We start from the raw sequence: 24,633 nt of genomic DNA, 5'->3' as shown, positions 1-24,633 counted from the left end.
GAACTCTCCGGAACACTTCGGCGCGCTCCGGAACTCTCCGGCGCTCTCCGGACGCGCACGCGCGGGCGGGCGGGCGGGTCAGCGGGTTCAGGAGTCGCCCAGATAGGTGGTGGCCTCGACGTCGTGGAGGTGGATGAGGATGTCGTGGGCCCGGCCGAGGGCCGTCGTGTACTCGGTGGGGTCGGGCCAGCCGGCGCCGATGATCCAGGCGGGGCGTTCGACGTCCAGCCAGGCGCGGGCCGGCTCGGGGGCCGTGCGCATGTCGAGGAAGTAGTCCTCGCGGCGGGTCCGGTCCAGGATCGCCTCGTTGGAGCCCGGCTCGGCGGCGCCCACGCGGTAGGTGCGGATCACGTCGTCGTCCGTGCCGAACGCCTTGAACGCCCCCTCGTGGAAGCTGAAGCCGATGCTGAGGTAGCCGTCGCCCAGCGCGTCGCGGAGGAAGGCGCCCTGCGTCTTCGGGTAGTTGGCGTCGAACGAGTCGTAGGACACATGGGTGTTGTGCGCCGAGAGCAGGGTGCGGTCCCCGGTCTGCCGGTGCCACCAGCGCACGTTGTCGGCCATCACCTCGTCGCGGTACTCCATCATCTCCACGAGCTGCGCCTCGTCGTCGAAGTCGAACGACATGCCCTCCGCCATCTGGTGGATCGCCAGCGCGTGCCGCGTCGTCCACGCGTGCTCCCCGTCGCCGGGCTCGGCGGCGCGCAGCAGCGCGTGGACCTGCCCGGTCCGCTCGGCCCTTTCGCGGCGCTCGTCGAGCGGCAGCGCGAGGTACTCCTCGCCGTACGTGCCGGCGTCGGTGGTCGGGGGCAGGCCGCGGTACAGCTCGGTGACCTCGTCGAGAAGCTCCGGGTGCGCGCGGGCCACGTGGTCGACGACGCGCTCGTACAGTTCCGGTCCCGCGTAGCCCATGTCGTTGCCCATGAACCGCACCGGGTCCTCCGGGTGCCGCCGGTTGTGGTTGCGCATCCAGGTGAGGAGGTCGCGGTAGTCCTGGTTGTTCCAGGCGCGGTAGGTGCCGAGGAACTCCTCGCCGGCGATCTCGTCGAGGTCGCCCTTCCCCTCCACCACGTACTCGTTGAGCCGCACTCCGCTGCTCCAGGGCAGCTCAAGGGAGAACGTCCGGAAGCCCTTCTCCTCGACCAGGTAGCGGAAGACCCGGTGCTTCATCCGGAAGAACTCCCGCGAGCCGTGGGTCGCTTCGCCGAGCCCCACCACCTCGGCGTCCCCGACCATGCGGCCCAGGGCGTCGAGGTCGCGCAGGGAGCCGGTCGGCCGGGTGGTCCGCAGCGTGTGGGCGCCGCGGTCGATGGCCTCGACCACGCTCTCGTGGTGGCGGGCCGAGGCCGCCGGCTCCGAGGCTCCGGCGGGCGGGTGGCCGGTGGAGCCGATGGCCGGCGTGGTGAGGGCCAGCGCGCCGAGGGAGAGGAGGACGGAGGGAACGAGTACGGCGGTGCGTCGCTTCATGCCCCCAGATTCCCGTGCACGCGGGGCCCGCCACCAACCCGCCTGCCGCCCTTCCGTTACTGGTGCGGGCCCTACCCCGCCGGTGGGGGACGCCCCCTCAGCCCAGGGTGAACGGGTCGCGTGGCACCCCCGTCAGCTCGGTCCAGACCGCCTTCTCCTCCAGGTAGGGGCCGAGGGAGTCGACGCCGTTCTCGCGGCCCAGGCCGGAGTCGCCGAAGCCGCCGAAGGGGACGCTGGGGGCGACCGCGCGGTAGGCGTTGATCCAGACGGAGCCGGCGCGGAGCCGGGCGGCGACGCGGTGGGCGCGGTGGACGTCGGTGGTCCACACGCCGGCGGCCAGGCCGTACGGGGTGTCGTTGGCCAGCGCGACGGCCTCCTCCTCGTCGGCGAAGGGGACGACGGAGAGCACCGGGCCGAAGACCTCCTCGCGGAAGACGGTGTCGCCCGGCGAGACGGAGAGCACGGTGGGTTTGACGAAGTAGCCCCCGAGCGCCTCGTCGACGCCCCCGCACACGAGGGTCGCGTGCTCGGCGGCGGCCGTGTCGAGGTGGCGGCGGATCTTGTCGTACTGGGGGCGGTTGGCGACCGGGCCCATCTCGGTCTCCGCGTCCAGCGGGTCCCCGAGGCGGATGCGGGAGGCGCGTTCGGCGACCAGGTCGACGAGCGCGTCGTGGACCGACTCGTGGACCAGCAGCCGGGAGCCCGCCATGCAGCTCTGGCCGGTCGCCGCGAAGACGCCGGCGACCAGGCCGTTGGCGGCCGACGTCAGGTCCGCGTCGGGGAAGACGAGTTGGGGCGACTTGCCGCCCAGTTCCAGCGTGGCGGGGATCAGCCGCTCGGCGGCGGCGCGGGCGACGGCGCGGCCGGTGGCCGTGGAGCCGGTGAAGGCGACCTTGTCGACGCCGGGGTGGGCGACGAGGTGCTCCCCCAGTGCGCGGGAACGGCCGGTGACGACGTTGACGACCCCGGGCGGGAGGCCGGCGCGCGCGAGGAGTTCGGCGAAGGCCAGGGTCGCGGCCGGGGAGTGCTCGGAGGGTTTGACGACCACGGTGCAGCCGGCGGCCAGCGCAGGCGCCAGCTTCCAGGTCATGAGCAGCAGCGGCGAGTTCCAGGGGGTGATCGCCGCGACCACGCCGACCGGTTCGCGCCGGGTGTAGACCAGGTAGTCCGGGTTGGGCACCGGGATCTGGCGCCCCTCGACGGTCTGCGCGAGCCCCGCGTAGTAGTGGTACCAGGTGGCGAGGGCGCGGACCTGGCCGAGCATCTCCCGGTGCAGCTTGCCGGAGTCGTTGACCTCAAGGCGGGCCAGCTCGTCGGCGTTTTCGAGGACCAGGTCGCCGAGGCGGCGCAGCGCCTCGGCGCGGGCGAAGCCCGTGGTCGCGCTCCAGCCGGGGAACGCGGCGCGGGCCGCTTCGACGGCGGCGTCGACGTCCTCGGGTCCGGCGTCGGGGACCTCGGCCCAGTCGTCGCCGGTGTAGGGGTTCTCGCTGGTGAAGGTGCGCCCGGAGCGGGCGTCGACGGAGCGTCCGGCGAGCAGCATCCGGAACCGTTGGGGGGAAGCCATGGCGCGTCCTCGGGTGGGTGGGGAACGGGCGGGTTCAGCGGTGCAGCAGCCCGCCGTTGACCGAGACGGTCTGGCCGGTGACATAGGCGCTGTCGTCGCTGAGCAGGAAGACGGCCGTGCCGACCATGTCCTCGGGGCCGGCCGTGCGGCGCAGGGCCTGGGCGTCGAGCATCGCGGCGCGCTGCGCGGGGCTGACCGTCTCGCGGGGGATCTCGGTGTAGACGGGGCCGGGCGAGAGGGTGTTGACGCGGATGCCGTCGGCGCCCAGTTCGTGGGCCATGGAGTAGGTCAGGCCCTGCACCCCGCCCTTGCTGGCGACGTAGTGGAGGTAGCCGGCGCGGCCCAGCGCCGGGGCGTCGGAGCCGATGTTGACCACGCTGGCGGCCGGGGCGGCGCGCAGCAGCGGGAGCAGTGCGCTGGTGACCAGCCAGGGGCCCTTGAGGTTCACGGCGAGCACCTCGTCCCACTCGCGTTCCCCGATCTCCCAGAACGGCCGCATGGTGAGGCCGGAGAAGACGGCCGCGTTGTTGATCAGGCCGTCGAGTCGGCCGAAGCGCTCGGTGAGGGTGGCGGCCAGCCGCGCGTTGCTGTCGGGGTCGGCGACGTCCAGCGTGACGCCGAGCGCCCTGTCGGGGTGGTGCTCGGCGAGTGCGCGCACGGCCTCGCCCTCGCGGTCGGCCAGCACCACCGTCGCACCCTCGTCGAGCAGTCGGCGGCCGTAGGCGGCGCCGATGCCCTGGGCCGCGCCGGTGACCACGACGATCTTGTCCTGAAGCCTGCCCATGTGCCCTTGCCTTTCGGTGGGTTCGCGGGGGTGGCGGCCCGGTGCGCGCCGTGGGGCGGCACCGGGCCGTCGGGGGTCGAACGGGGTCCCGGTCAGTCGGGCAGCGGCCTGCCGCGGGTCTCGGGGCCGGCGATGAGGGAGAAGACCAGTCCGAGCGCGTAGATCGAGCCGATGGTGAGCGCCGCCGTGGAGATGCCGCCGAGGCCGGCGACGATCGAGCCGGAGAGCAGGGCGCCGGCCGCCGCGATGAAGCGGGTGCCGTTGAACACGGTGGTGATCGCGGTGCCGCGCACGGCCGTGGGGAAGAGTTCGGCAGGGTAGGTCGCCATCCAGCCCATCTGCCCCAGCGTGAAGATCCCGTTGACGAAGACCACCACGGTCAGCCAGCCGAGCGAGGGCCAGTCGACTCCGAAGAGCAGCCAGGTCAGCGACAGCGCGCCCAGGTAGTAGCCCCACAGGGTCCAGCGGCGCCCCACCACGTCGGCGAGGACGCCCCACAGCAGCCAGCCGAGGACTCCCCCGACGTTGTAGGCGAGCACGATGAGGGTGACCGTCGTCGTGGAGGAGCCGGCCGCCGCGACGGCCTCGCCGACATAGCGGGGGATCCAGGTGGAGACCGCCCACCAGCCGACGAGGCTCGCCGCCGAGAGCACCAGCAGCCGCAGCAGCCGGGAGCGCCAGAGCGGGTCGGCGAAGATGCGCCGCAACGGGAAGCCGATCAGGGCGCGTTCGTCGTCCGTGAGCGTCTCGCCGGCGCGGGCGCGGCGGGCGACGTCGCGGCGGCGGTCGTCGGTGGCCTGCCACAGTTCGGACTCGCCGACGGTGCGGCGGATCACCAGCACGAGCAGCGCGGGCACCGCGCCCAGCAGCAGCATCCACCGCCAGGCGTCGCTCCCGGTGCCCTCCAGAAGCTGGAACGCGCCGGTGGCGAGGAGGAAGCCGACGCCGAACGCCGACTGGAGCAGGGCCACGCCCCGGCCGCGCGAGCGGTTGGGCCAGGACTCGGCGACCAGGGCGCTGCCCGGCCCCCACTCGGCGCCCATGCCGAAGCCGGCGAGTACGCGCAGCGCCAGGAAGATCCCGAAGTTCGGTGCCAGCGCGGCGAGTCCGGTGGCGACCGAGTAGAGCAGGATCGAGTACATCAGCACCCGGCGGCGGCCGAAGTAGTCGATCAGCACGCCGGAGGCGAGCCCGCCGACGGCCCAGGCGACCAGTTGGACGGCGAGGACGACGCTGAAGTACATCGGGGAGGCGTCGGGGCCGACGAGGTCGGCCATGACCAGGCCGCCGACGAGCACGATGGCGTAGGTCTCGAACCCGTCGAGCATCCAGCCCAGCCACGCCGAGGCGAAGGCCGCGCGGCGCTGGCGCCGGCCGGAGCGCGGCCGGCCCGCGGTGGCGGGGGGTGTCGTGGTGCTGGTCATGACCGCTCTCCGTTCTCGATCCACTCGACGAGGCGGGCGACGGCGTGCTCGCCGAACTCCTCGGGGTCCGGGGGCCGGTGGGACTTGGCCCGTCCGGCGAACTCCTTGAGCAGCCGCAGCGCCGAGGGGGAACGTGCGCCCAGCTCGGCGACGGTGCGTTCGACGACGGCGTCGAGGTCGGCCTCGGCGACGACCCGGGAGAGCAGCCCCAGGTTCAGCGCCTCGGCGGCGCCCAACCGGCGTCCGGTGAGCACCAGTTCGTCGGCGGCCTTCGGGTGGACGTGCCGGTAGAGGTAGGTGAGGACGACCAGCGGCGGGAGTCCGGCGGCCAGTTCGTCGAAGCCGAGGACGGCGGTATCGGCAGCGATCGCCAGGTCGCTGTGGAGGGCGAGGCCGGTACCGAAGCCGAGGGCGCGTCCGCGCACCGCGGCGACCGTGATGCCGGGGAACGTGCGGAGCAGTTCGTTGGCGCGCAGGATGAGCCGCAGGTTCTCCTGGCGGCTGACGCCGGGGACGCGTTCGGCCTTCTCCCGTCCGACGGTGAGGTCCTGGCCGGCGCCGGTGAGCAGCAGCACCGGCGGGTCGGCGGCGTGCGCCCGCTCCAGGGCCTCGATGAGGGCGAGCATGGCGGCGTAGCTGAGGGCGTTGCCGTGTGCGGGTCGGTCGAGGGTGAGGCGGGCGAGCGGTTCCGTGACCGTGAGGGTCACGGGAGCGGGGTCGTTCATGGGTGTCCTTCTGTGACGGGTGGGAGCCCGAGGTGGTCGCGCAGGGTGTCGCCGAGGTAGTCGCGCGGGAACAGACATCGCTCGCGCAGGCGGGGGACGGCCTCGTCGACCACGGCGTCCAGACCGCTGGGAAGGACGTCGATCATGAGGTTGAAGCCGTCGGCGGCACCGGCCTCGAACCAGGTGGCGGCCGTGTCGGCGACCTGGTCCGGGGTGCCGACGACCTGGAGGTGGCCGCCGCCGTTGGCGTGGAGGAGTTCGCGGACGGTGAGCCCCTCGCGTTCGGCGAGCGCGACGGCGGCGTCGCGGAAGCCGTGGGAGCCGCGGAAGTCGGCGTTCTCCCTGATGCGGGCGAACGGCAGCGGCGCGTCCAGCTCCAGGGCGTCGACCGGCACGCCGACCCGCAGCGCGAGCTTCTCCAACTCGGGTCGGTAGCCGCGCAGTTCGTCGAGCCGCTCCTTGCGGGCGCCGGCCTCGGCCGCAGTGGAGCCGACGATCGGCAGCAGCCCAGGCAGGATCTTGACGGCGTCCGGGTCGCGCCCGTGGGCGGCGGCCCGCCGGCGGATGTCGGCGCGGAAGGCGACGGCGGCGGGCAGGGTGTTCTGGGCGGTGAACACCGCGTCGGCGTAGCGGGCGGCGAGGTCGCGCCCGCCCTCCGAGGCGCCGGCCTGGAAGACGACCGGCCTGCCCTGGCGGGAGCGCGGCAGGGTGGCGGGGCCGCGCACCGCGAAGTGCGGGCCCCGGTGGTTCAGTGCGTGGACCCTGGCCGGGTCGACATAGACGTTGCCCGCCTTGTCCCCCACGGTCGCCTCCGCCTCCCAGCTGTCCCACAGCCCGAGGACGACGTCGAGGAACTCGGCGGCGCGCGCGTAGCGTTCGGCGTGCGGCGGCAGCTCGCCCGCGCCGAAGTTGCCGGCGACGGCGGGGACGAACGTGGTGACCGCGTTCCAGCCCGCGCGGCCCCGGCTGAGCGCGTCGAGGCTGGCGAACCGGCGCGCCAGGTTGTAAGGCTCGTTGAACGTGGTCGACGAGGTGCCGACCAGCCCGATCCGCTCGGTGTGCGCCGCCATCAGGGCGAGCACCACGGCGGGGTCGAGCGCGCCGAGGTTGGGGCGTTCGAAGCGCTCCTCGCTGACGTCCAGGGTGTCGGCGAGGAAGACGGCGTGCAGCCCGCCGCGTTCGGCGGTGGTGGCGATCCGCCGGTAGTACTCGGGGGTGGTCTGGTCGAACGGGTCCCCTTCGCGGAAGCGCCAGGCGCCGTGGTGCATCCCCAGGCCCATGACGGTGGCGGTGAGGATCAGATGCCGGTTCACCGCCGCAGCCCCCGCGCTTCGAGCAGCGGCTGGACGGCCTCGGTGAAGTACTCCAACTCGGCCTCGTAGTCGAAGAACCCGAGCTGGACGCCGTCGAACCCGGCCGCATGGAGGCGTTCCAGGCTGCGGGCGACCTTCTCCGGGCCGCCGACGATCTGGAGGTGGCCGCCGAGCGCGCGGTCGGCGAGGACGTGCCGCGGCCAGGCCGCGCTGTCCCCGCTGGTGTGCCGGGCGTGGTAGTTGACCAGCGACTCGTGGTCGGCGTGGGCGACGATCCGGTCCCGGTACGCCTCGGCCTCGGCGTCGGTCTCCCGGCAGATCACCAGCGGGAAGATGATCACCTTGACCTCGCGGCCCCGTTCCCGCGCGGCGCTCTTGATCCGCTCGACATGGGCGGGGAGCGCGTCGATCGCCCCGTCGAAGTCGGCGCCGGCCGGGCTGGAGGTGAAGACGATGTCGGCGTGCCGCCCGGCGAACGCGTAACCGGCCGGGGAGCCGCTGGCGGCGACCAGGATGGGGCGGCCGTGGCGCGGGCGCGGCGAGACGTAGGCGTCGCGCAGCGAGTAGAACTCCCCGTCGTGGGTGAGGTTCTCCTCGCCCGCCCACAGGTCCTCCATCACGGAGGTGAACTCGTCCGCCATGTCGTATCTGCGGTCGTGGTCGATCCGGTCCATGCCGAACATCGGGGGCTCGCCGGCCGCGTAGCCGGTGACGATGTTCAGCCCGTACCGCCCGCCGGCGATGTGGTCGGCGGTGGCGGCGAACCGGGCGAGGTGCAGCGGGTGCCAGTTGCCGTAGAGCACGTGCACGGTGGAGATGGACAGGATGGTGGAGGTGGTGGCGGAGAGCGCGACGGTGGAGATGAACGGGTCGAGGAAGTTCTCCCGGTAGCGCTGCTCGCCGCCGAAGCCGCCCTTGCCGATCCACTGCTGGAGCCCGAAGACGAAGTCGAAGCCGGCCGCCTCCGCCCGCAGGGTCAGCCGCTGGTTGTAGTCGAACTCCCAGCGGGTGCCGCGTTCCAGCGTGGACTGGGAGAACGCGCCGGTCTGGAGCGGGAGGAACAGCCCCAGCATCAACGGCTGGCGGGCGGCGCGGGAGAGCGGGCTCTCGGGGTCGTCCAGCGGCGAGGGCGCCGGACGCAGCGCACGGTGCGGACTGCGGCTCACGGCGTCTCCCCCGTCCCGGTCCCCGACTTCTCGGTCTCCGCGGTCCCCGGCTCCTCCGTGCCCGGCTCCTCGGTCTCCGCGAGGACCCGGGCCGGTCCCGCGTCCCCGCCCCTGATCGCCAGGGGGAAGGCCAGCAGCCGCACCCGGCGACCGCCGAGCGCGGCGAGACCGGTCAGGTTCTCGGCGATCAGCACGTCGTTGCCGAGCAGGGTGCGGTGCACCGGGAAGTCGAAGCCGGGCCCGCGCCGGTGCACCGGCAGATCGGGCGTGATCAGGTCGACGCCGACGAACGGCACGCCCCGTTCCACCGCCCACTCCGCCAACTCCGGCGCGAGGCTGGGGTGGTCGCCGTACTCGGGCGACGTGAAGCGGTCGTCCCAGCCCGTCGCCACCAGCAGGAACTCCCCCGGCTCCGGCGCCGGCCCGCCGGCCAGCACGTCCTCGACGGTGATCTCCTCGCCGGGGCGCCGGTCGACGCGGCTGACGACGGCCCGTCCCGAGAAGCGCTCGACGGGTATCTCGTCGATGGCGGCGCCCCCGGCCACCACGTGGGACGGGGCGTCCACGTGCGTGCCCACGTGCAGGGCGAGGGTGATCGACGAGATGTCCATGGGGGCGCCCTCGGCGATCGAGGTGATCTGGTGGCGCTCCACCTCGGGCAGGATCGGGATCTTCGGCATTCCGGCCCACAGCGGGTGGGTCAGGTCGACCAGGGTCATGCGGACACCTCCGTGAAGTGGTCCAGGAGTTCCCAGCCGGCCAGGAACTCCCGCAGGTCGGACACCGCGTCCGCGTCGAGCGCGGACCACGGGTACACGGGTGGACCGAGGTCGCACCCCATGAGCCCGGCGGCGGCCTTGACGGCGGGCAGAAAGCCGAGGCCGGTCCACCGGCTCGGGAAGTCGGCGAAGAAGCGCGCCAGTCGGGCGGCCTCGTCGATCTCGCCGGCCTCGACGTGGGCGACCAGCCGGGCGGCGACCGGCAGCCCCGGGGTCGGCAGCATGGCGCCGCTGCCGCCCAGCAGGAGCGTGCTGAAGAGCAGCTCCATGTTGGTGTAGACGTGGGCGTCGCCCTGGACCCGCGTGACCAGGCCGAGCAGCTTCCCCTCGTCGCGCGAGGTCTCCTTCAGGGCCACGACGTTGGGGTGGGCGCAGATCCTGGCAATCGTGTCGACCGACAGGTCCACGCCGAGCCGGGGGTTGTTGTAGAGCAGGATCGGCAGCGGGCTGGCGTCGGCCAGCAGCGAGAACCAGCGGTGCGCCTCGTCCGGCGTGGGCGCGGCGCCCCACGGCTTGGGGCTCGCCACCGCCGCCGCGACGGCCGCGCCCCGCGCGGCGCCCTCCTTCGCGAGGGCGACCGACTCCCGCAGCGAGGGGCTGGAGACCCCGGCCACCACCGGCGTGCCGGCGGGCAGCGCGGCGACGGCGGCGTCGACCAGTCCGAGCCGCGCGGCGCGGCCCAGCACCTGGAACTCCTGGCTCTCGACGGCCCCGACGGTCACCGCGACCGGCCGGGCGCGGCCGAGCGCCTCGATCTGGGCGGCGAACCTGCCCCGGTCGACACGCGTGCCGTCCCGGACGAACGGGGTCAGCGCGGCCACCACCAGACCACGACGCAGCACCTGCTCAGCCGACATGCCGACACCTCTCGTTGCTCTCTTGGCTCTCGTTGCTTTCGACGGGCCGCGGCGCGGCGCGGCGGAACGTCCGCCGTCAGGGGAGGGCCGGGCGGCCCACCGAGGGAACGGGGAACGGCGGGGAACACGGAAAACGCGGGGAAAACGGGGAAACGCGGGAAAACGGGGCGGGGAACGCCGGCGCGAGGCGAAGGAACGCGGGTCAGCGCGGGCGGACGGCGCCGAGGGTCAGACGGCGCGAAGGCAGCGGCGACAGCTGTGGCAGCCGCGGGCACCGCGGGTGTCACGCGGGTGGGAGAGGACATCGCGCTGCGAAACGAAACGCACGGGCGCACTCCTCTCGGCTCACCCCGCCGATGCCTGCCAGGCCCGGTGCCTGTCAGAGGCGGACGAGAAAGACCGTAAACGGAACTCCCACCGTCGCGCAAGCACGTGTAGACACGCGTCTCCACATGTGGACACTGACAAGCAGTCAGTCCGCACACGTCTCTGTGCGTGCGCACACGTGGCGTAGAGTTGCTGCCGCTCAGCCACCCGTCACAGCGAAGGAGCGATCCGTGGCGCTTCCCCCACAGAGCGGTGCGGGCGTCCCGCCCTACCAGGTACTCCGCGACGAGATCGTGGGCGGCGCGCTCCCCCCGGGCGAACCGCTGCTGGAGACCGCCCTCGCGACCCGGCTCGGCGTCGGCAGGGCACCGGTGCGGGAGGCGATCCAACACCTGGAGTGGGACGGCCTCGTCGTCAGGGGCAGCCGAAGCCCGCAGGTCAGAACGTTGACGGCGACCGAGGTCGTGGAGATCTACCAGGCCCGCATCGCCCTGGAGTCCGAGGCCGCCGCCTCGGCGGCTGCCCACCGCTCGGCCCTCGACCTCGCGCGGCTCCGCCACGTGCACGACGAGGCCCGCCAGAGCGAGGACCCCGACGAGATCCGCGCCCTGCACGGCAAGTGGCACGAGGTCCTGCGACGCGCCTGCCACAACCGCACCATCACCGACGTCCTGGACCGGCTGGCACTGCAACTGGCGCTCTACGACAGCGCCGACATGTCCCGCAACCCCAACCTGGACTCCTCAGACGACGAGCACGCCGAGATCCTCGACGCCATCGCCGAAGGCGACCAGGACCGCGCCCGCACCCTCCTCCGCACCCACCTCGAACGCACCCGCGACGTGCGCATCGCGGCCCTGGTGCGGGAGGAGACGACGGCGGGATGACGCCGAGCGGGAACAGCGCGCGCGGGTGACCGTGCGGTGTGACCGCCTGATCCGGCGCGACGGCGCCACGTCACACCGGGCTTCTCGTTAGGCAGGGCACATTCCCGAGCCGCGAGCCCCGTTCACCCCGGGGCCCTCGCCGTCACCCTCCAGGGAGTCGCCCCGTGACCACCGACGTGACCGCTGACGAGGCCCGCCACGCCCTCGTCGACGCCCTCACCGCCAACGGCTCGCTCGCCCACCCCGGTTGGACCGCCGCGTTCACCGCGGTGCCGCGCGAGATGTTCGTGCCGCGCTTCACGATCCGGCGCGACGGCGCCCGCCTGGTGCTCGCCGCCGGCGACCCGGGTTACCTGGAGGACGTCTACGCCGACACCAGCCTCGTCACCCGCTGGGACGCCGCCGGCACCGCCGTCAGCTCCAGCAGCGAACCGTCGTTGATGGCCCGCATGCTCCACGCGTTCGACATGCCCGCCGGCGCCCGCGTCCTGGAGATCGGCACCGGCACCGGCTACAACACCGCGCTGCTGTGCCACCACCTCGGCGACACCCGCGTCACCACGATCGACATCGACCCCGCCCTCACCACCGTCGCCGCCGAACGCCTGGCCGCCGCCGGCCACCATCCGCACGTCGTCACCGGCGACGGCACCGCCGGCCACCCCGAAGGCGCGCCCTACGACGGCATCCTCGCCACCTGCGGCGTGCACCGCGTTCCGACCGCGTGGCTGGAGCAGGTCAGGCCCGGCGGCCTCGTCGTCACCAACATCAGCAACGGCATCGCACGCCTCACGGTCGCCGACGACGGCTCCGCGCACGGTCGCTTTCTGCCGGCCCCGGCCATGTTCATGCGCGCCCGCCCCGACACCGGCCATGTCGCGCCCGCCGCGCGGCAGTACGCCGAACTCGTCGCCACCGGAACCGCCACCGGCCGGCGCCGCGCCGCCGCCCTGCCGGCCGAGGTCGACGAGGACGCGTTCTACCGGGAGCTGGTCTTCGCCACCGCCATGGAGACCTGCTTGGCCCACCACGACGTGCTCGCCCTCAGCCTGTCCGACCCCGACTCCGGCACCACGCACGGGCTGATCCACCCACCCACCGGGTCATGGGCCCGGATCACGCCCCAGCCCGGTCGGCGGGCCCACGTCGAGCACTCCGGTCCACGTGACCTGTGGGACGAACGCCTCCGGTTCGCCACGCGATGGCTCGCCGCCGGCAGCCCGGGACCCGACGCCTACACCCTGCGTGTCACCCGATCCGGCGACCACACCCTCCGCCGCGACGGCAACGCCCCGGCCGACTGGACAGTCTGAGCGCGCCCCCGGGGGGACCCCGCCGCGCCGTTGAAAGGCAGTCGATGAAAACCCGCACGATCCGCCGCACGAGCGTCACGCTCCCCGACCTGAACGAGCCGGGCCGCTACCTCTCCCACGTCACGTCGCTGGAGGGCGGTCGCGGCCGGGTCGCGGAGTTCCACTACGCGGACGCGGACCTGCGGGACCTCGACCTGGCCGACACCCACCTGATCGACGGACGGATCACCGGCCTCAGAATCCGACGCACCCACCTGGAGCAACTCCGCGTCGACTCCGTGGAGTTCACCGGCTGCGACCTGGGCTCCCCGCGGTGGACCGACAGCAGGATCTCCCGTGCCGCCTTCCGCGACTGCAAGCTCATGGGCGCCGCCCTCGAAGACGTCACGCTCGACAACGTCCTGTTCGAGAACTGCAAGTTCGACTACGGCACCCTCACCCGCGTCCGGGCCGCCGGCCCCGTGATCCTCGCCGGGTGCTCACTACGCGAGACCACCTTCGCCGGCGCCGACCTCGGCGCCGTTCTGCTCGACGACTGCGATCTGCGGCTGACCGAGTTCGACGGCGGCACCTACCGCGGCCTGGACCTCCGAGGCAACGACCTCTCCCAGCTCCGGGGCCTGGCCTCCCTCAGAAAGGTCGTCATCGACCATGCCCAGACACTCCAACTGGCCGACGCCCTCACCGCCGAACTGGACATCACCTTCGGCGAAGACCTCGCCGACAAGTAGCCCCTTCGCGGCGCGGGCCCGTGGCTCGTGATGGTCGGCGCCCTGGTGGAGCAGCCGGGCCACTCCGCCAGAGGGCACAGCGAAACGCGCGGCGAGACGCGAGCGAGAGAGACGACATGACGGCTGAGACAGAGACAGAGACAGAGACAGAGACAAGCATCGAGGGCCTTCGGGAACGGATGGTCCGGGATTTGGTGGAGCGTGGCGCGATCGTGTCCCGGGCCGTCGAGGCGGCGTTCCGCGCGGTGCCGCGCCACCGCTTCGCGCCCGAAGTACCCCCGGGGGATGTGTACGGGGCGCCGGAGGCGATCTTCACCAAGCGCGCCGAGGGCGGGCGAGCGGTCAGTTCGCTCTCGGCTCCGTGGCTGTACGCGCGGATGCTGGAGGCGGCCCGAGTGGCGCCGGGGATGCGGGTGTGGGAGATCGGTTCCGGTGGCTGCAACGCCGCTCTGCTGGCCGAACTCGTCGGCCCGACGGGCACGGTGACCAGTCTCGACATCGACGCCGATATCACCGGCCGCGCGCGCCGCCTCCTGGACGAGACCGGGTATCGGCATGTCCGAGTTCTCACGGGTGATGGCGCGCTGCCGGTGGCCGACGCCCCGGCAGGCGGGTGGGACCGGATCATCGTGACCGCCGGTTCCGCGGACCTTCCCGAGACGTGGTGCGACCAGCTGGCCGCCGACGGAAGACTGGTGGTGCCCCTGCGCTTCCGCGGGCTCTCCCGCACCCTGGCTTTCGCCCGGGAGGGCGAGCGGCTGCGGAGCTACACCACGATCGTCTCCGGGTTCCTCTCCATGCGCGGGGAGAGCGCCGACAGGCCCCGGGTGGTGCGGCTCGCCGACGACGAGGTCAGACTCACCGTCGACGAAGGTCAGCACTGCGACGAGGCCGCGCTCCAGGCGGCGTTCCCCACGGCACGTCACGAACGGTGGACCGGTGTGCGGCTGACCGGCTCCGAGGGCTTGCTGCCCCGCCTCGATGTCTGGCTCGCCGGCGCGGTCGCACCCTACGGAAGACTCCGCGCGACCCCGGCCGCCGCCGAACGCGGCCTGGTCGGCTGGGTCCTGGGCACCGGCGCGGCCACGGTCTGGAACGACACCTCGCTCGCCTACGTCGCCCTGCGCCAAGCTCCCAACCACGCCGACCAGTTCGAACTCGGCGTCATCGCCCACGGCCCCGACCACGAACACCTCGGCACCATCCTCGCCGAAGCCCTCACCCGCTGGGACAAGACCGCCCGCCACCACGGCGACCCCGTCATCCACGCGCGGCGGCGCGGCGCCCCCGAACAGCGCACCGGCGTGGTGATCAAGAAGCCCAGCACCCGCCTGACCATCGCCTGACCGCGGCGCATCGATGACAGCCGCCTGACGTACACCCCGGTTCAGGCCATGGCCGACCTGCCGGAGAGGAAACCAACGTGACCGACCCGACCGACCCGACCGATGACAAATCCCTCCGTCTGCGCCTGGCCGACCAGTTGGTCGAGGGCGGCCACCTGCGGACCGTCCCGTGGCGGACGGCGGTGGAGGACGTGCCCCGCCACGAGTATCTGCGCGGCGGGTACTTCGAGCGCGTGGACGGGCCGGGGCCGACCGCCTGGACCCCGGTGCTCCCGGACGATCCCCGGTGGCTGGCGCGCTGCTACGCGGACGAATCCCTGGTGACCCAGATCGCCGGGACGATCGCCCCCCCGGGACGTGCGGGGGGCGATCCTGCGCGCGCCCACGTCGTCGCGCACCATGCCGTCCCTGGTGGTGAGGATGCTGGAAGAACTCCAGGTCGAGGACGGCCACAACGTGCTGGAGATCGGCACCGGTTACTCCACGGGCCTGCTCTGCCATCGGAGCGGTGACGACGCGGTCACGTCTGTGGAGGTGGATCAGGACGTGTCCGCGTCGGCCGGCGTCGCGCTCGGGGCGTCCGGCTACTTCCCGAACCTGATCGTGGGGAACGGGCTCGCCGGCGACAAGGACGGCGGGCAGCGTGACCGGACCATCGCCACCTGCGGTGTTGTCCGCCTGCCCTACACCTGGGTGGAGCAGACGCGGCCTGGCGGGATCATCCTCGCCACGCTGTGCGGCTGGATGTACTCCTCCGAGCTGGCCCGCCTGACCGTCGCCGAGGACGGCACCGCGCGCGGACGGTTCCTCGGCGGTCAGGTGTCGTTCATGCTCGCCCGGCCCCAGCTACCGCCGCCGCTGGGGATGCTGCCCGACCTGGACGGCGGGGACGAACAACCGACCTCGGTCGGCGCGGACGCCCTGGACGACTGGGACACCAGGTTCGTGGCCCAGCTGGCCACCCCCCGGGCACAGCGCATCAGTCTGGAGCGCGACGGCCGCACCGAACACGTCCTGATCGACGTGGAGTCCGCCTCCTGGGCGGCGCTCGCGCAGCACGGGGACACCTGGACGGTCCGGCAAGGAGGCCCGGCGCGGCTGTGGGACACGGTCGCGGAGCACGTCACTCACTGGCGGCGCGACGGCTCACCACCGCTGGAACGGTTCGAGATCACCGTCACCCCCGCGGGGCAGGCCGTCACATGGCCGCGCCCATAAAACGGCGCGCCGCCGGTCCCGTGATCTCCGCCAGGTGCTCGCTGCGAGACCGCCTTCGCCGGCGCTGACCCGGTACGGCGGCACGCCGCGCTGGTTCCGGTCAGCGGGTGAGGTGATCGACGAAGCTCGCCCAGGCGGCGGCGGCCGGGATGATCAGCGCCGCGCCGCCGGGGGTCTTGGAGTCACGAACAGGAACCACGCCCGGGTAACCGTCCGCCACCTCCACGCAGTTGTTGCTTCCGCCGTTGCTGTAGCTGGACCTGCGCCAGCGCGCGGTGTTCGGATCGGGGTGTGAGGCTCGCATAGCTTCCAGCCTTCCCGAGTCACGGTGCGGCGGAACGCCGCGCGCTGGTTTCGGTCAGCGGGCGAGGTGCCCGACGAAGCTCGCCCAGGCGGCGGCCGGGATGATCAGCGCCGCGCCACCGGGGGTCTTGGAGTCACGCACGGGAACCACGCTCGGGAAACCGTCCGCCACCTCCACGCAGTTGTTGTCGCCACCGTTGCTGTAGCTGGACTTGCGCCACCGTGCGGCGTCGAGGTTGGGGTGGGAGGCTCGCATGGTCTCTAGCCTTCCTTCATCTGGGTGCGGATGAACTCCAGGGAGTCCAAGGGGGATAGCGCACGAGCGCTGATCTCATCGTAGGAGAGCTTCAACTGCTCCACCTCCTCCGGCTCCTCGATCACCTCGCCGCCCTTGGCGTGCTCCTGGTAGGCGGCGGAGGTACCGTCCGGGAGCCAGAGAAGAGCAACGGAGCCGCCCAGCAGATCGTGCAGCCCGGTACTCAAGGGCAACACCTGAATCGTCACATTGGGCAGCTTGGCGTCGTCGATCAGCCGTTGCAGCTGCCGGAGCCAGGCCGCTCGATCGCTCAACCGCCGCCCGAAGATGGACTCGTCCAGCACGAAACGCGCATGAACCGGGGACTCCTCACGACGCACCTTCTCCTGGCGGCCGATCCGCAGCGTCAACTGGTTCGCCAGCTCTACCTCTTCCTCCGGGCGGTGGGGGCCGGACCACAGCTGCTCCCTGGCGTACTCCTCGGTCTGGAGGATGCCGGGAATCGTCTGTGGTACGTATCGCTGGATCACCCTGGCGATGCTCTCCAGCTCCATGTACCGCTGGTACCGCCCCGGATACGCCTCTTCCTTCGCCAGCCACCACAGGTTCTGAAGGCCGCGCCCCGTCCCGTACACCTCGTCCAGCCTGCGGGCCGTCTCCAAGTCGCCGATGCGCTCGCCGCGTTCGAGTCTGTTCAGGTACGAGCGGTCGAACCGGACGCGTTCGGACAGCGCCCCGAGCGACAGGCCGGACTCCTCCCGGAGTCTCGCCAACTCGTCCATGAACCTCTTGCGGGCCGGAGCTGCGGGCTTGGCTTCCGGCTTTGCGGCGGTGGTGGTGGCCATCAACTTCCCCCAATCGAAGGGCATCGCGAAACCCCTGGTCAGGGTAGCGCCTACAACTCAGTCTCGTAGTCGCCTCGTTACAGGAAGTTAAAGAAACCGAGGACGTGCCGCCGCACACCCCTACGGAGAATCGCCCGAAAGTGTTTGTCCGACCTCCTGACGAACGCGGCGCGTCAGGCGATGGCTGCGATGTCGCCGTCGTCGAAGTAGATGGCCTGATGCAGCCGGCCACCGAGCGCGGTGGCGAACCGCGCGAGAACGTCCTGCCCGGACAGGTGGCCACGTTCGATCTGAGACACGCGCCCCTTGGTGACGCCCATACGGTCGGCCACGTCCTGCTGCGTCAACCCACGAGCCCGCCGCAGCTCCGCCAACCGCCGCCCGGTCATCTCCGCGAGCAGCGCCTCCCTGCCCTCCCGTACGGCGTCCTCTCCACCGGCACGGTCAACGTACTCGGCACGGATGTCCTGCCAACGGCTGTAGCCACTCATGTCGATCCACCTTCTTCCCGAGCTCGTTCCTTCAGATACGCGGAGTAGCGCTGTTCGGCCAGCGGAATCGCTTCCCTGTACCACTCGTTCCACCGACCGGACTTGTCTCCCGCGACCAGCAGAATGCTGCTGCGCCACGGGTCGAAGACGAAGAGGATGCGCACCGTTCCCGGCCGCAGCTCCTTCAGGTTGGCTATCGACGAGTCATGGACGGTATCGACCAGCGGACGCCCCAGTCCGGGACCCCCGTCCGCAAGCGCGTCGAGCGCCTGCACCACACGAGCCAAGGCGGCTCCGTCCAGATTGTCGATCCACTCGCGGACCTCGTCCACGAGAAAGATCTCCCACTCGCCATCCACAGCCCGAGTATAGCAATCGCTATACCGGCGGCCCATCCCGCGGCACGGCGGCCTCGGCAGCCGCAGCCGCAGTCGTCGCCGACCAGGAGGCCAGCAGGTGCAAACGTTCCTCGTCGGCGGAGCCGGGCTCGGCCGCGTGGTCGGTGAGGCTGAGGCCGGGCTCGGCGAGCAGGTCCATGCGCCCGTTGCTGACGTACGCCGGACCGTGGTGATGGCGTCGGGCGTCCAGCGCAGGCCGGGGTGCGGGGTCCGCGGCGCCGGACCTGATCGAACGGGTGCTGTCGGGCCGGATCGACCCGGGCCGGGTCTTCGACCTCGCCCTGCCCCTCGACCAGGTCGCCGAGGGCTACCGGGCGATGGACGAACGCCGCGCGGTCAAGGCCCTGTTGAGGCCCTGAACGCGGCGCGTCGTACACGGGCCCGCGGCGGCGGCATGGTGCGCGCCGGCGCGGGCCGGATCGGCGTCCTGCGGCGGGCGCGGGGTACGCGGCGCCCGGCTCGCGGCCCCGCCGTGGGCCGGGGAGGTCAGGACGCCTGGTAGGGCTTGGCCTCCAGGACCTGGACCGAGGCGCTGCTGCCGTTGGGCAGCTCGTAGCTGGCGTCCTGGCCGACCTTCTTGCCCAGCACGGCGCCGCCCAGCGGGGACTGGGGCGAGTAGGTGTCGATGTCCGAGGTGGCGAACTCGCGGGACGCCAGCAGGAACGTCATCGTGTCGTCCTTGTCGCCGTCGAAGGCGATGGTCACGACCATGCCGGGGGCGACCACGCCGGTGTCGGCGGGCGCCTCCCCCACCTGCGCGGTCTCCAGGAGCTGGGTCAGCTGGCGCACGCGCGCCTCCTGCTTCCCCTGCTCCTCCTTGGCCGCGTGGTAGCCGGCGTTCTCCTTGAGATCGCCCTCTTCGCGAGCCGCCTCGATCTTCTTCGCGATCTCGACGCGGGCAGGACCCGACAAGTGATCCAGCTCCGCCTTCAGCTGGTCATACGCCTCCTGGGTCAGCCAGGTGACAGTGTCGCTGGTCTGCGTCACAGGTGCTCCTCGGGTAGCAAGAGGGGATAAAAACAAGGCCCGTCCCAGACAAGTGCGCTCCTGGGCGGGCGGGCCATCGATCGAAATATCGACTCTAACAACGAAACGGTCGATGTGCGGAAGGATTACCCTTCGCGCTCCGCCACAAACCCGGTACGGGTTGTGGCAGGTCACCGGGGGTTCGCGTGGGTCCGACGCCGGGCGTCGGCCGCTACTCCTCCTGGCCGGCCGCCGAGCAACCCATCAGCTCCGCCGCCGTGGCGCGGGCCGTGGTGCGGAGGGTGACCGCCTCGTGGAGGCTGTCGTCCGGCTGGTCGAAGCGGAACTCGGCCCTGCCGACCTCCAACCCGTCCTCCGCCTGGGCCCGCACCGTACAGACACCCTCGGTGTCGGCCGGTTTGCGGACCGCGAGATGGACGTCGACCTCCTGGTCGGAGATCACCTCGAAGCCGGTCAGTTGGCCCGAGACGCGTTGCTCCCCGATGTAGGAGAAGCCGGCCCAGGCGACGAAGCCCACCAGGGCGACGCCCAGCACGAGCCCGACGACCTTCAGCCGCCGGTCACGGGCCCCGTCGTCGGAGGCGTCGCGGCCGTAGCGGCCCGCCGGTGGTCCGGTGGGGGCTGTGGTCACGGCTCCTCCTCTCGGTGACGTCAGCACGGCGTTCTCGGGGCGCGGACCGGGAATACCGGTGTCCGTTCCATCCGTCACTATAGAACGGTGTCTCCGGGGCCGAGACGACCAGTACCGAACGACGAGGACCGAGCGTTGACAGAGCAACTGCGACTCATGGCGGTGCACGCCCATCCGGACGACGAGTCGAGCAAGGGCGCCGCCGCGATGGCGAAGTACGTGGCCGAGGGCGTGGAGGTGCTCGTCGCCACGTGCACGGGGGGTGAGCGGGGGTCGATCCTCAACCCCAAGCTCCAGGGCGACCCCTACATCGAGCAGAACATCCACGAGGTGCGGGCCAAGGAGATGGCCGAGGCGCGGGAGATCCTGGGCGTCCGGCAGGAGTGGCTCGGCTTCGTCGACTCCGGGCTGCCGGAGGGCGACCCGCTGCCTCCGCTGCCGGAGGGCTGCTTCGCGTTGCAGGACGTCGAGGAGGCCGCCGAGCCGCTGGTGCGGCTGATCCGCTCGTTCCGTCCGCAGGTGGTCACCACCTACGACGAGAACGGCGGCTACCCGCACCCGGACCACATCATGACCCACAAGATCTCGATGGTCGCCTTCGAGGCGGCCGGCGACCCGGAGCGCTACCCGGACTCGGGCGAGCCGTGGCAGCCGTCGAAGCTGTACTACAACCAGGGTTTCAACAGGCCGCGCACGCTCGCGCTGCACGAGGGGCTGCTGGCGCGCGGCCTGGAGTCGCCGTACGAGGAGTGGCTCAAGCGCTGGGAAGACTCGTCCATGCCGGAGCGGCAGTTGACCACGCGGGTGCCGTGCGGCGAGTACTACCCGGTGCGGGACAAGGCGCTGATCGCGCACGCCACCCAGATCGACCCGGACGGCGGCTGGTTCAGGGTGCCGATGGAGGTCCAGCAGGAGGTCTGGCCGACGGAGGACTTCGAGCTGGCGCGGTCCCTGGTGGACACCTCGCTACCCGAGTCGGACCTGTTCGCCGGAGTCCGCGACAATTGACCCATGACTGATGTGACTCCGCTCGCCAAGGAGCTGACCGAGTACACGGTGACGCCGGGGGTGCTGGGCTTCGTCGTGTTCGCCGTGCTCGGTGTCGGGGTCTGGGTGCTGCTGAAGTCGATGAGCAGCCACCTGGGCAGGATCGACTTCGAGGAGAGCGCCGCCGCCGGCGAGGGCGGCGAGCCCGCCGCCGACACGGCCGCGTCGAAGGACAGGTCGGCGACCACCTCCTGAGTCCCGCGCGCGGGACTCAGGAGGGAGGCCGACGCCGGCCCCCTCCGGTCAGCGCCCGTCCACCGGGTCGCCGCCGGCCGGGTCGCCGACGCCGTCGTGGGCGCGGTCGCCCGCCGGGGCGTCCGTCGCGCCGCCCTCCGGGGGCAGCACGCCCACGATGTCGCGGGCCGCGCGCCGGGGCACCATGCCCAGGCGCCAGGCGGACCAGCCCGCCTCCGGGCCCTGCTCGCGTTCCAGCATCAACGCCAGCGAGCGCGCGGCGTCCGCGAGCCTCGGGTCGCGCGCCGGGTGCTCGGCGCGCAGCAGCTCGGCCAGCTCCTGCTGGGCCACCGCCTGCCCCACCTCCGAGCCGCCCGGCGAGGCCAGCGGCAGCAGCGTGCAGCGCAGGAACTGCGCCCAGTCCGCGCCCCGCAGGTCCGGGCCGCCGTCGCCGTAGCCCGCGGTGAACAGGGCCAGCGCCTCGTCGGTCAACTCCAGCGCGAGGCCGAGCCGTTCGTTGCCCGCCTCGATCACGGCCAGCTCCAGGGCCGACCACGCCTCGCCGTGGGTGACGCCGATCCGCTGGTAGTCGCGCCGGGCGTCGGTCAGCAGCTGGCGGGCGAAGCCGCTGTTGCGCAGCGAGCCGGTCTTCTCGGCCCGGCTGTCCCTGGTGACGCGGGCCGAGTGCTGCCGGGTGCAGGCCAGCCCGTAGACGTCCCGCATCCGGCTGAACATGGTGCGGGCGCGCTCCAGGGCGCGGACGGCGGCCGTGGTGTCGCCGGCCTCCTCCAGCGCCTGGCCCAGGTAGTAGAGGGTCCACGCCTCGCCGCGGGCGTCCTCCGTCTCCTGGTGCCGGGCGAGCGCGGCGCGCAGCTGGTCGACGGCCGCCGAGGCGTCCCCGTCGTAGACGCGGGCCAGGCCCAGCTCGCTGGCGGCCCAGGCCACGCCCCGCACGTCGCGGGAGCGCTCGTACAGGTCGAGTGAGAGGCGCAGCTCCCGCTCGCCCTCGGCGATCTCGCCCTGCCACAGCAGCGTCTGCCCCAGCTGGAAACGGGTCCACGCCTCGCCGTGCACGCTGCCGCTCGCCTGGTGCAGCGGCAGCGCCTCGGCGAGCAGCCGGCGGGCGGAGAGCACCCGGCCGCACTCGCGTTCGGCGGTGGCCAGGGCGTGCAACGTCCAGGCGCGGTCGCCGGCGAGCGCCTCGCCCTGCTGGAGGTCCAGCGCCTGGCGCAGCTTCTCCACGGACTCCCGCAGCTGGCCCTGGTGTTGCAGGGTGATGCCGAGGTCCCGCAGCGCCCGGGCGGTGCCGGCCTCGTGGCGCGCCTGCTGGTAGAGGGTGACGACGCTGGTCAGCGTGGAACGCGACTTGTCCAGCTCGCCGAGCTGCCGGGCGGCGACACCGGTCCGCCAGCGGACGGAACGCGTCAGCAGCCCCTGGTCGACGGCCTCCGCCAGCTCGTTCAGCTCGCCGAGGCGGTAGAGGTCGCCCCGGAGCAGGCAGTAGTCGCACAGCGCGCCGAGCAGGTGCTGGACGGCCTGGCGGTCGACGCGCTCGTCGGCGTAGCGCAGGGTCGAGGTGATGAAGCTGGTCTCGTCGTCCAGCCAGCGCAGCGCGGCGTCCAGCGAGGCGAAGCCGTGGCCGCCGGCGGCGGCCGGCAGCATGTCGGCGCGGGTCGAGGTCTTGCCGTCGACCAGCCGGATCACCGTGTCGGCCAGCTCGGCGTAGCTGCGGATCAGCCGCTCCTGGGCGGCCGACACCTGGCGGTCGCTGTCCTCCTCGTACATCCGGGCGCGCGCGAACCTGCGGACCAGCTCGTGCAGGCGGTAGCGGTTGCCCCGGACATGGCTGAGCAGGCCGGCCTGGGCCAGCCGCTCCAACTGGTCGGCCGCCTCGCGCTGACCGACGTCCAGCAGCGCGGCGGCGGCGCGGGCGCCGAGGCTGGCGCGGCCGGCGAGCGCCAGTCGGCGCAGCAGCCGGCGGGCGGTCTGGTCCAGGTCGTGGTAACGCATCCGCAGGGCGCGCTCGGCGGGGTCGGCGGCCTCGTCACCGGCCGGGCCCCAGGCGGCGAGGTCGTCGGCGAGGGCGGTGGGCGAGCGTTCGTCGAGCGCCGAGCCGACCAGCCGCAGCAGGATCGGACGGCCGGCGCACAGCTCGTTGATCTCGCGCCAGCCGCTCTCGTCGCGCGCGCCGGGCGCGATCCGGCCGCCGTCGGCGACGGAGGCGCGCAGCAGTTCCTCGGCGGCGTCGTCGTCCAGCGCCTCGATCGGCAGCTGGTGGACGGAGGCGGGGAACGAGGGGCTGATGTCGAGCGGCTCGGCCGCGGTGACCAGCACCAGCGAGGGGGAGCGCGCGGGGATCAGGGTGCAGACCTGCTCGGCGTCGGTGGCGTCGTCGAGGATGATCACCACGGGCAGGTCGCTGAGGTGCTGCTGGTAGCGCTCGGCGAGCCGGGACAGCTGGCCGGCGTCGGCGGCGCGGCCCGAGCCCTCGCGGAAGAGCAGTTGCTCCCGGGGGGCGCCGAGCCGGTTCATCAGGTGCAGCAGGGCGTCCCTGGTGGGCAGCGGGTCCTGGCTCTGGCCGCGCAGGTCCACCAGGCAGGCGCCGCGGAACAGCTCGCGGGTCTCCTGCGCGGCCCAGCCGGCGAGCGTGGTGCGGCCCGAGCCCGAGGGGCCGTGCAGCACGACGACGGTCGGCTGGGTCTCGGTGGCGGCGCGGTCGCGGTTGACCCACTGCACGATCTGGCCGAGATGGCGGCGGCGGCCGATGAAGGGCCGCTCCAGGTCGGCCAGCCGGTCGAAGGAGCGCCCCAGGACGGAACGGCCGCGGGCGCGGCCCGAGCGGTCCGTGGTGCGGGAGACGCGGCCGGAGCCGCGGGCGCCGCCGAGCTGCCGGCGGCGGGGCGCCACGGCGCGCTGCTGCTCCAGATAGGGGCGGATGCCGCGCACCTCGACGGCCGTCAGCCAGGCCAGCCGCAGCTGTTCGACGCCGCCGGGCTGTTGGCGGCTGCCGGCGTGCCGTTCGGAGGACCAGAAGTGGGCCAGCAGCGCCTGGGCGCTGAAGCCCGCCACGGCGGCCAGCGCCACCAGCACGCCGTCGTAGAAGGCGACGGCCGCCGAGTCGTTGAGCGAGCCGACCAGCAGCACCGTGGCGAGCGCGGCGCAGAGCGCCGCCGCGGCGAGGCCGCCGAGGAAGCGGGGCGCGAAGCGGTCGGCCAGCCGGCTCGGCGCGCTCTCCTGCTCGGCGTCGCGGAAGGCCGCGTACTCCTCGCGCGCCGGGCGCAGGATCTCGTCCAGCGAACCGCCGGCGCGGCGCAGCAGCTGGTCCGCCGAGACCCGCCCCTCCGAGCGGCGTTCCTCCTCCCTGGCCGCGTCGCGCAGCAGCCGATCGACCTCCGCGCGGTGCCGCTCCTCCAGCGTCGCCGTCTCCACCGCCATACGCGTTCCCTCCCCGTCGTCGTCCCGTCCGCCGGGGCGCGCGGGGTTCCCGCGCTGTGGCCCGGCCACCGCCTGGTGCGTGGGAGCGCTCCTGAAGGCGGGTCAACGCTCGGAGCGGCCCGGGAAGTTGGCCTGCCCCGGCTGACGGGGGCTCACGCCGATTTCGAC

25 protein-coding genes and 1 pseudogene are annotated in these 24,633 nt (G+C 72.7%); 8 read left to right on the top strand and 18 right to left on the bottom strand.

Translation table 11 applies throughout. From position 1 onward, the window contains the following. Window positions 1-87 precede the first annotated feature (87 nt). From FH715_RS05150 to FH715_RS05110, 9 genes are all read right to left on the bottom strand, one after another. Window positions 88-1,464 (bottom strand): erythromycin esterase family protein, encoded by a 1,377-nt coding sequence (locus tag FH715_RS05150; protein ID WP_139641177.1) that lies wholly within the window; start codon window positions 1,462-1,464, stop codon window positions 88-90. 97 nt (window positions 1,465-1,561) lie between these two features. Continuing rightward, complete coding sequence (locus tag FH715_RS05145; RefSeq protein ID WP_139641175.1) at window positions 1,562-3,028, bottom strand: aldehyde dehydrogenase; 1,467 nt, start codon at window positions 3,026-3,028, stop codon at window positions 1,562-1,564. 34 nt (window positions 3,029-3,062) lie between these two features. Further along, on the bottom strand, window positions 3,063-3,812 hold the full coding sequence (locus FH715_RS05140; RefSeq protein ID WP_139641173.1) for an SDR family NAD(P)-dependent oxidoreductase: 750 nt from the start codon (window positions 3,810-3,812) through the stop codon (window positions 3,063-3,065). Between the two features lie 92 nt (window positions 3,813-3,904). Then, window positions 3,905-5,236, bottom strand: coding sequence for an MFS transporter (locus tag FH715_RS05135; RefSeq protein ID WP_139641171.1), 1,332 nt, complete (start codon window positions 5,234-5,236; stop codon window positions 3,905-3,907). After that, window positions 5,233-5,961 (bottom strand): enoyl-CoA hydratase/isomerase family protein, encoded by a 729-nt coding sequence (locus tag FH715_RS05130; RefSeq protein WP_170184636.1) that lies wholly within the window; start codon window positions 5,959-5,961, stop codon window positions 5,233-5,235. The genes FH715_RS05135 and FH715_RS05130 overlap by 4 nt, the downstream gene beginning before the upstream one ends. Next, on the bottom strand, window positions 5,958-7,274 hold the full coding sequence (locus tag FH715_RS05125; RefSeq protein ID WP_246108569.1) for an LLM class flavin-dependent oxidoreductase: 1,317 nt from the start codon (window positions 7,272-7,274) through the stop codon (window positions 5,958-5,960). Before FH715_RS05125 ends, FH715_RS05130 begins: the two co-directional genes overlap by 4 nt. Next, window positions 7,271-8,440 (bottom strand): LLM class flavin-dependent oxidoreductase, encoded by a 1,170-nt coding sequence (locus FH715_RS05120; protein ID WP_211367450.1) that lies wholly within the window; start codon window positions 8,438-8,440, stop codon window positions 7,271-7,273. The genes FH715_RS05125 and FH715_RS05120 overlap by 4 nt, the downstream gene beginning before the upstream one ends. Beyond that, window positions 8,437-9,159, bottom strand: coding sequence for a cyclase family protein (locus tag FH715_RS05115; RefSeq protein WP_139641167.1), 723 nt, complete (start codon window positions 9,157-9,159; stop codon window positions 8,437-8,439). Before FH715_RS05115 ends, FH715_RS05120 begins: the two co-directional genes overlap by 4 nt. Further along, entirely contained in the window at window positions 9,156-10,076 is a 921-nt protein-coding gene (locus FH715_RS05110) for a dihydrodipicolinate synthase family protein (RefSeq protein WP_139641165.1), read from the bottom strand. The genes FH715_RS05115 and FH715_RS05110 overlap by 4 nt, the downstream gene beginning before the upstream one ends. A gap of 557 nt (window positions 10,077-10,633) precedes the next feature. Here FH715_RS05110 and FH715_RS05105 point away from each other — a divergent pair. The 5 genes from FH715_RS05105 to FH715_RS05085 all read left to right on the top strand — a co-directional run bounded on the left by FH715_RS05105 (window position 10,634) and on the right by FH715_RS05085 (window position 15,898). After that, window positions 10,634-11,290, top strand: a complete 657-nt coding sequence (locus FH715_RS05105; protein WP_211367448.1) for a GntR family transcriptional regulator — start codon at window positions 10,634-10,636, stop codon at window positions 11,288-11,290. Window positions 11,291-11,454: 164 nt separating this feature from the next. Next, a complete protein-coding gene (locus FH715_RS05100) occupies window positions 11,455-12,603 on the top strand; it encodes a methyltransferase domain-containing protein (RefSeq protein WP_139641161.1) in 1,149 nt (382 codons plus the stop codon). 44 nt (window positions 12,604-12,647) lie between these two features. After that, window positions 12,648-13,334, top strand: a complete 687-nt coding sequence (locus tag FH715_RS05095; protein WP_170184635.1) for a pentapeptide repeat-containing protein — start codon at window positions 12,648-12,650, stop codon at window positions 13,332-13,334. A gap of 116 nt (window positions 13,335-13,450) precedes the next feature. Beyond that, entirely contained in the window at window positions 13,451-14,680 is a 1,230-nt protein-coding gene (gene fxlM / locus FH715_RS05090) for a methyltransferase, FxLD system (protein ID WP_139641157.1), read from the top strand. Window positions 14,681-15,100: 420 nt separating this feature from the next. Then, on the top strand, window positions 15,101-15,898 hold the full coding sequence (locus tag FH715_RS05085; RefSeq protein ID WP_246108567.1) for a methyltransferase domain-containing protein: 798 nt from the start codon (window positions 15,101-15,103) through the stop codon (window positions 15,896-15,898). 100 nt (window positions 15,899-15,998) lie between these two features. Here FH715_RS05085 and FH715_RS05080 read toward each other — a convergent pair whose 3' ends face one another. From FH715_RS05080 to FH715_RS28070, 6 genes are all read right to left on the bottom strand, one after another. Then, window positions 15,999-16,202: a DUF397 domain-containing protein gene (locus FH715_RS05080; protein WP_139641154.1), complete on the bottom strand. Its 204-nt coding sequence runs from the start codon at window positions 16,200-16,202 to the stop codon at window positions 15,999-16,001. 54 nt (window positions 16,203-16,256) lie between these two features. Continuing rightward, window positions 16,257-16,457 (bottom strand): DUF397 domain-containing protein, encoded by a 201-nt coding sequence (locus FH715_RS05075; protein ID WP_139641152.1) that lies wholly within the window; start codon window positions 16,455-16,457, stop codon window positions 16,257-16,259. Window positions 16,458-16,462: 5 nt separating this feature from the next. After that, entirely contained in the window at window positions 16,463-17,326 is an 864-nt protein-coding gene (locus FH715_RS05070; RefSeq protein WP_139641150.1) for a helix-turn-helix domain-containing protein, read from the bottom strand. A gap of 149 nt (window positions 17,327-17,475) precedes the next feature. Continuing rightward, a complete protein-coding gene (locus tag FH715_RS05065; RefSeq protein WP_097230578.1) occupies window positions 17,476-17,793 on the bottom strand; it encodes a helix-turn-helix domain-containing protein in 318 nt (105 codons plus the stop codon). Continuing rightward, the gene (locus tag FH715_RS05060; RefSeq protein ID WP_211367446.1) at window positions 17,790-18,152 is read right to left on the bottom strand and encodes a type II toxin-antitoxin system RelE/ParE family toxin; all 363 of its coding nucleotides are present in this window, start codon (window positions 18,150-18,152) and stop codon (window positions 17,790-17,792) included. Before FH715_RS05060 ends, FH715_RS05065 begins: the two co-directional genes overlap by 4 nt. A gap of 19 nt (window positions 18,153-18,171) precedes the next feature. Further along, window positions 18,172-18,330, bottom strand: coding sequence for a hypothetical protein (locus FH715_RS28070; RefSeq protein ID WP_170184633.1), 159 nt, complete (start codon window positions 18,328-18,330; stop codon window positions 18,172-18,174). Window positions 18,331-18,409: 79 nt separating this feature from the next. On the opposite strand from FH715_RS28070, the pseudogene FH715_RS05055 reads away from it, so the two are divergent. Then, window positions 18,410-18,550, top strand: a pseudogene (locus FH715_RS05055) (IMP dehydrogenase); the annotation flags it as partial. 127 nt (window positions 18,551-18,677) lie between these two features. Here the strand turns inward: FH715_RS05055 and greA are convergent. Both greA and FH715_RS05045 read right to left on the bottom strand, forming a co-directional pair. Then, window positions 18,678-19,178, bottom strand: coding sequence for a transcription elongation factor GreA (gene greA, locus FH715_RS05050; RefSeq protein WP_139641148.1), 501 nt, complete (start codon window positions 19,176-19,178; stop codon window positions 18,678-18,680). A gap of 211 nt (window positions 19,179-19,389) precedes the next feature. Further along, window positions 19,390-19,809 carry a DUF4307 domain-containing protein gene (locus FH715_RS05045; protein WP_246108566.1) on the bottom strand — a complete coding sequence of 140 codons (420 nt, stop codon included), beginning with the start codon at window positions 19,807-19,809 and terminating at the stop codon, window positions 19,390-19,392. A 135-nt stretch (window positions 19,810-19,944) separates the two neighbouring features. Between FH715_RS05045 and mca the strand changes: the two genes are divergently transcribed. Further along, window positions 19,945-20,817: a mycothiol conjugate amidase Mca gene (gene mca, locus FH715_RS05040; RefSeq protein WP_139641144.1), complete on the top strand. Its 873-nt coding sequence runs from the start codon at window positions 19,945-19,947 to the stop codon at window positions 20,815-20,817. A gap of 3 nt (window positions 20,818-20,820) precedes the next feature. Beyond that, on the top strand, window positions 20,821-21,051 hold the full coding sequence (locus FH715_RS05035) for a hypothetical protein (RefSeq protein ID WP_139641141.1): 231 nt from the start codon (window positions 20,821-20,823) through the stop codon (window positions 21,049-21,051). Window positions 21,052-21,099: 48 nt separating this feature from the next. Here the strand turns inward: FH715_RS05035 and FH715_RS05030 are convergent, their stop codons facing one another. Then, window positions 21,100-24,465 carry a tetratricopeptide repeat protein gene (locus FH715_RS05030; RefSeq protein WP_139641139.1) on the bottom strand — a complete coding sequence of 1,122 codons (3,366 nt, stop codon included), beginning with the start codon at window positions 24,463-24,465 and terminating at the stop codon, window positions 21,100-21,102. Window positions 24,466-24,633 lie beyond the last annotated feature (168 nt).

Origin of the sequence: Streptomyces sedi (assembly GCF_006335015.1) — a bacterium.
GTDB lineage: Bacteria > Actinomycetota > Actinomycetes > Streptomycetales > Streptomycetaceae > Streptomyces > Streptomyces sedi.
This window is presented reverse-complemented; position numbering and strand designations above follow the sequence as displayed.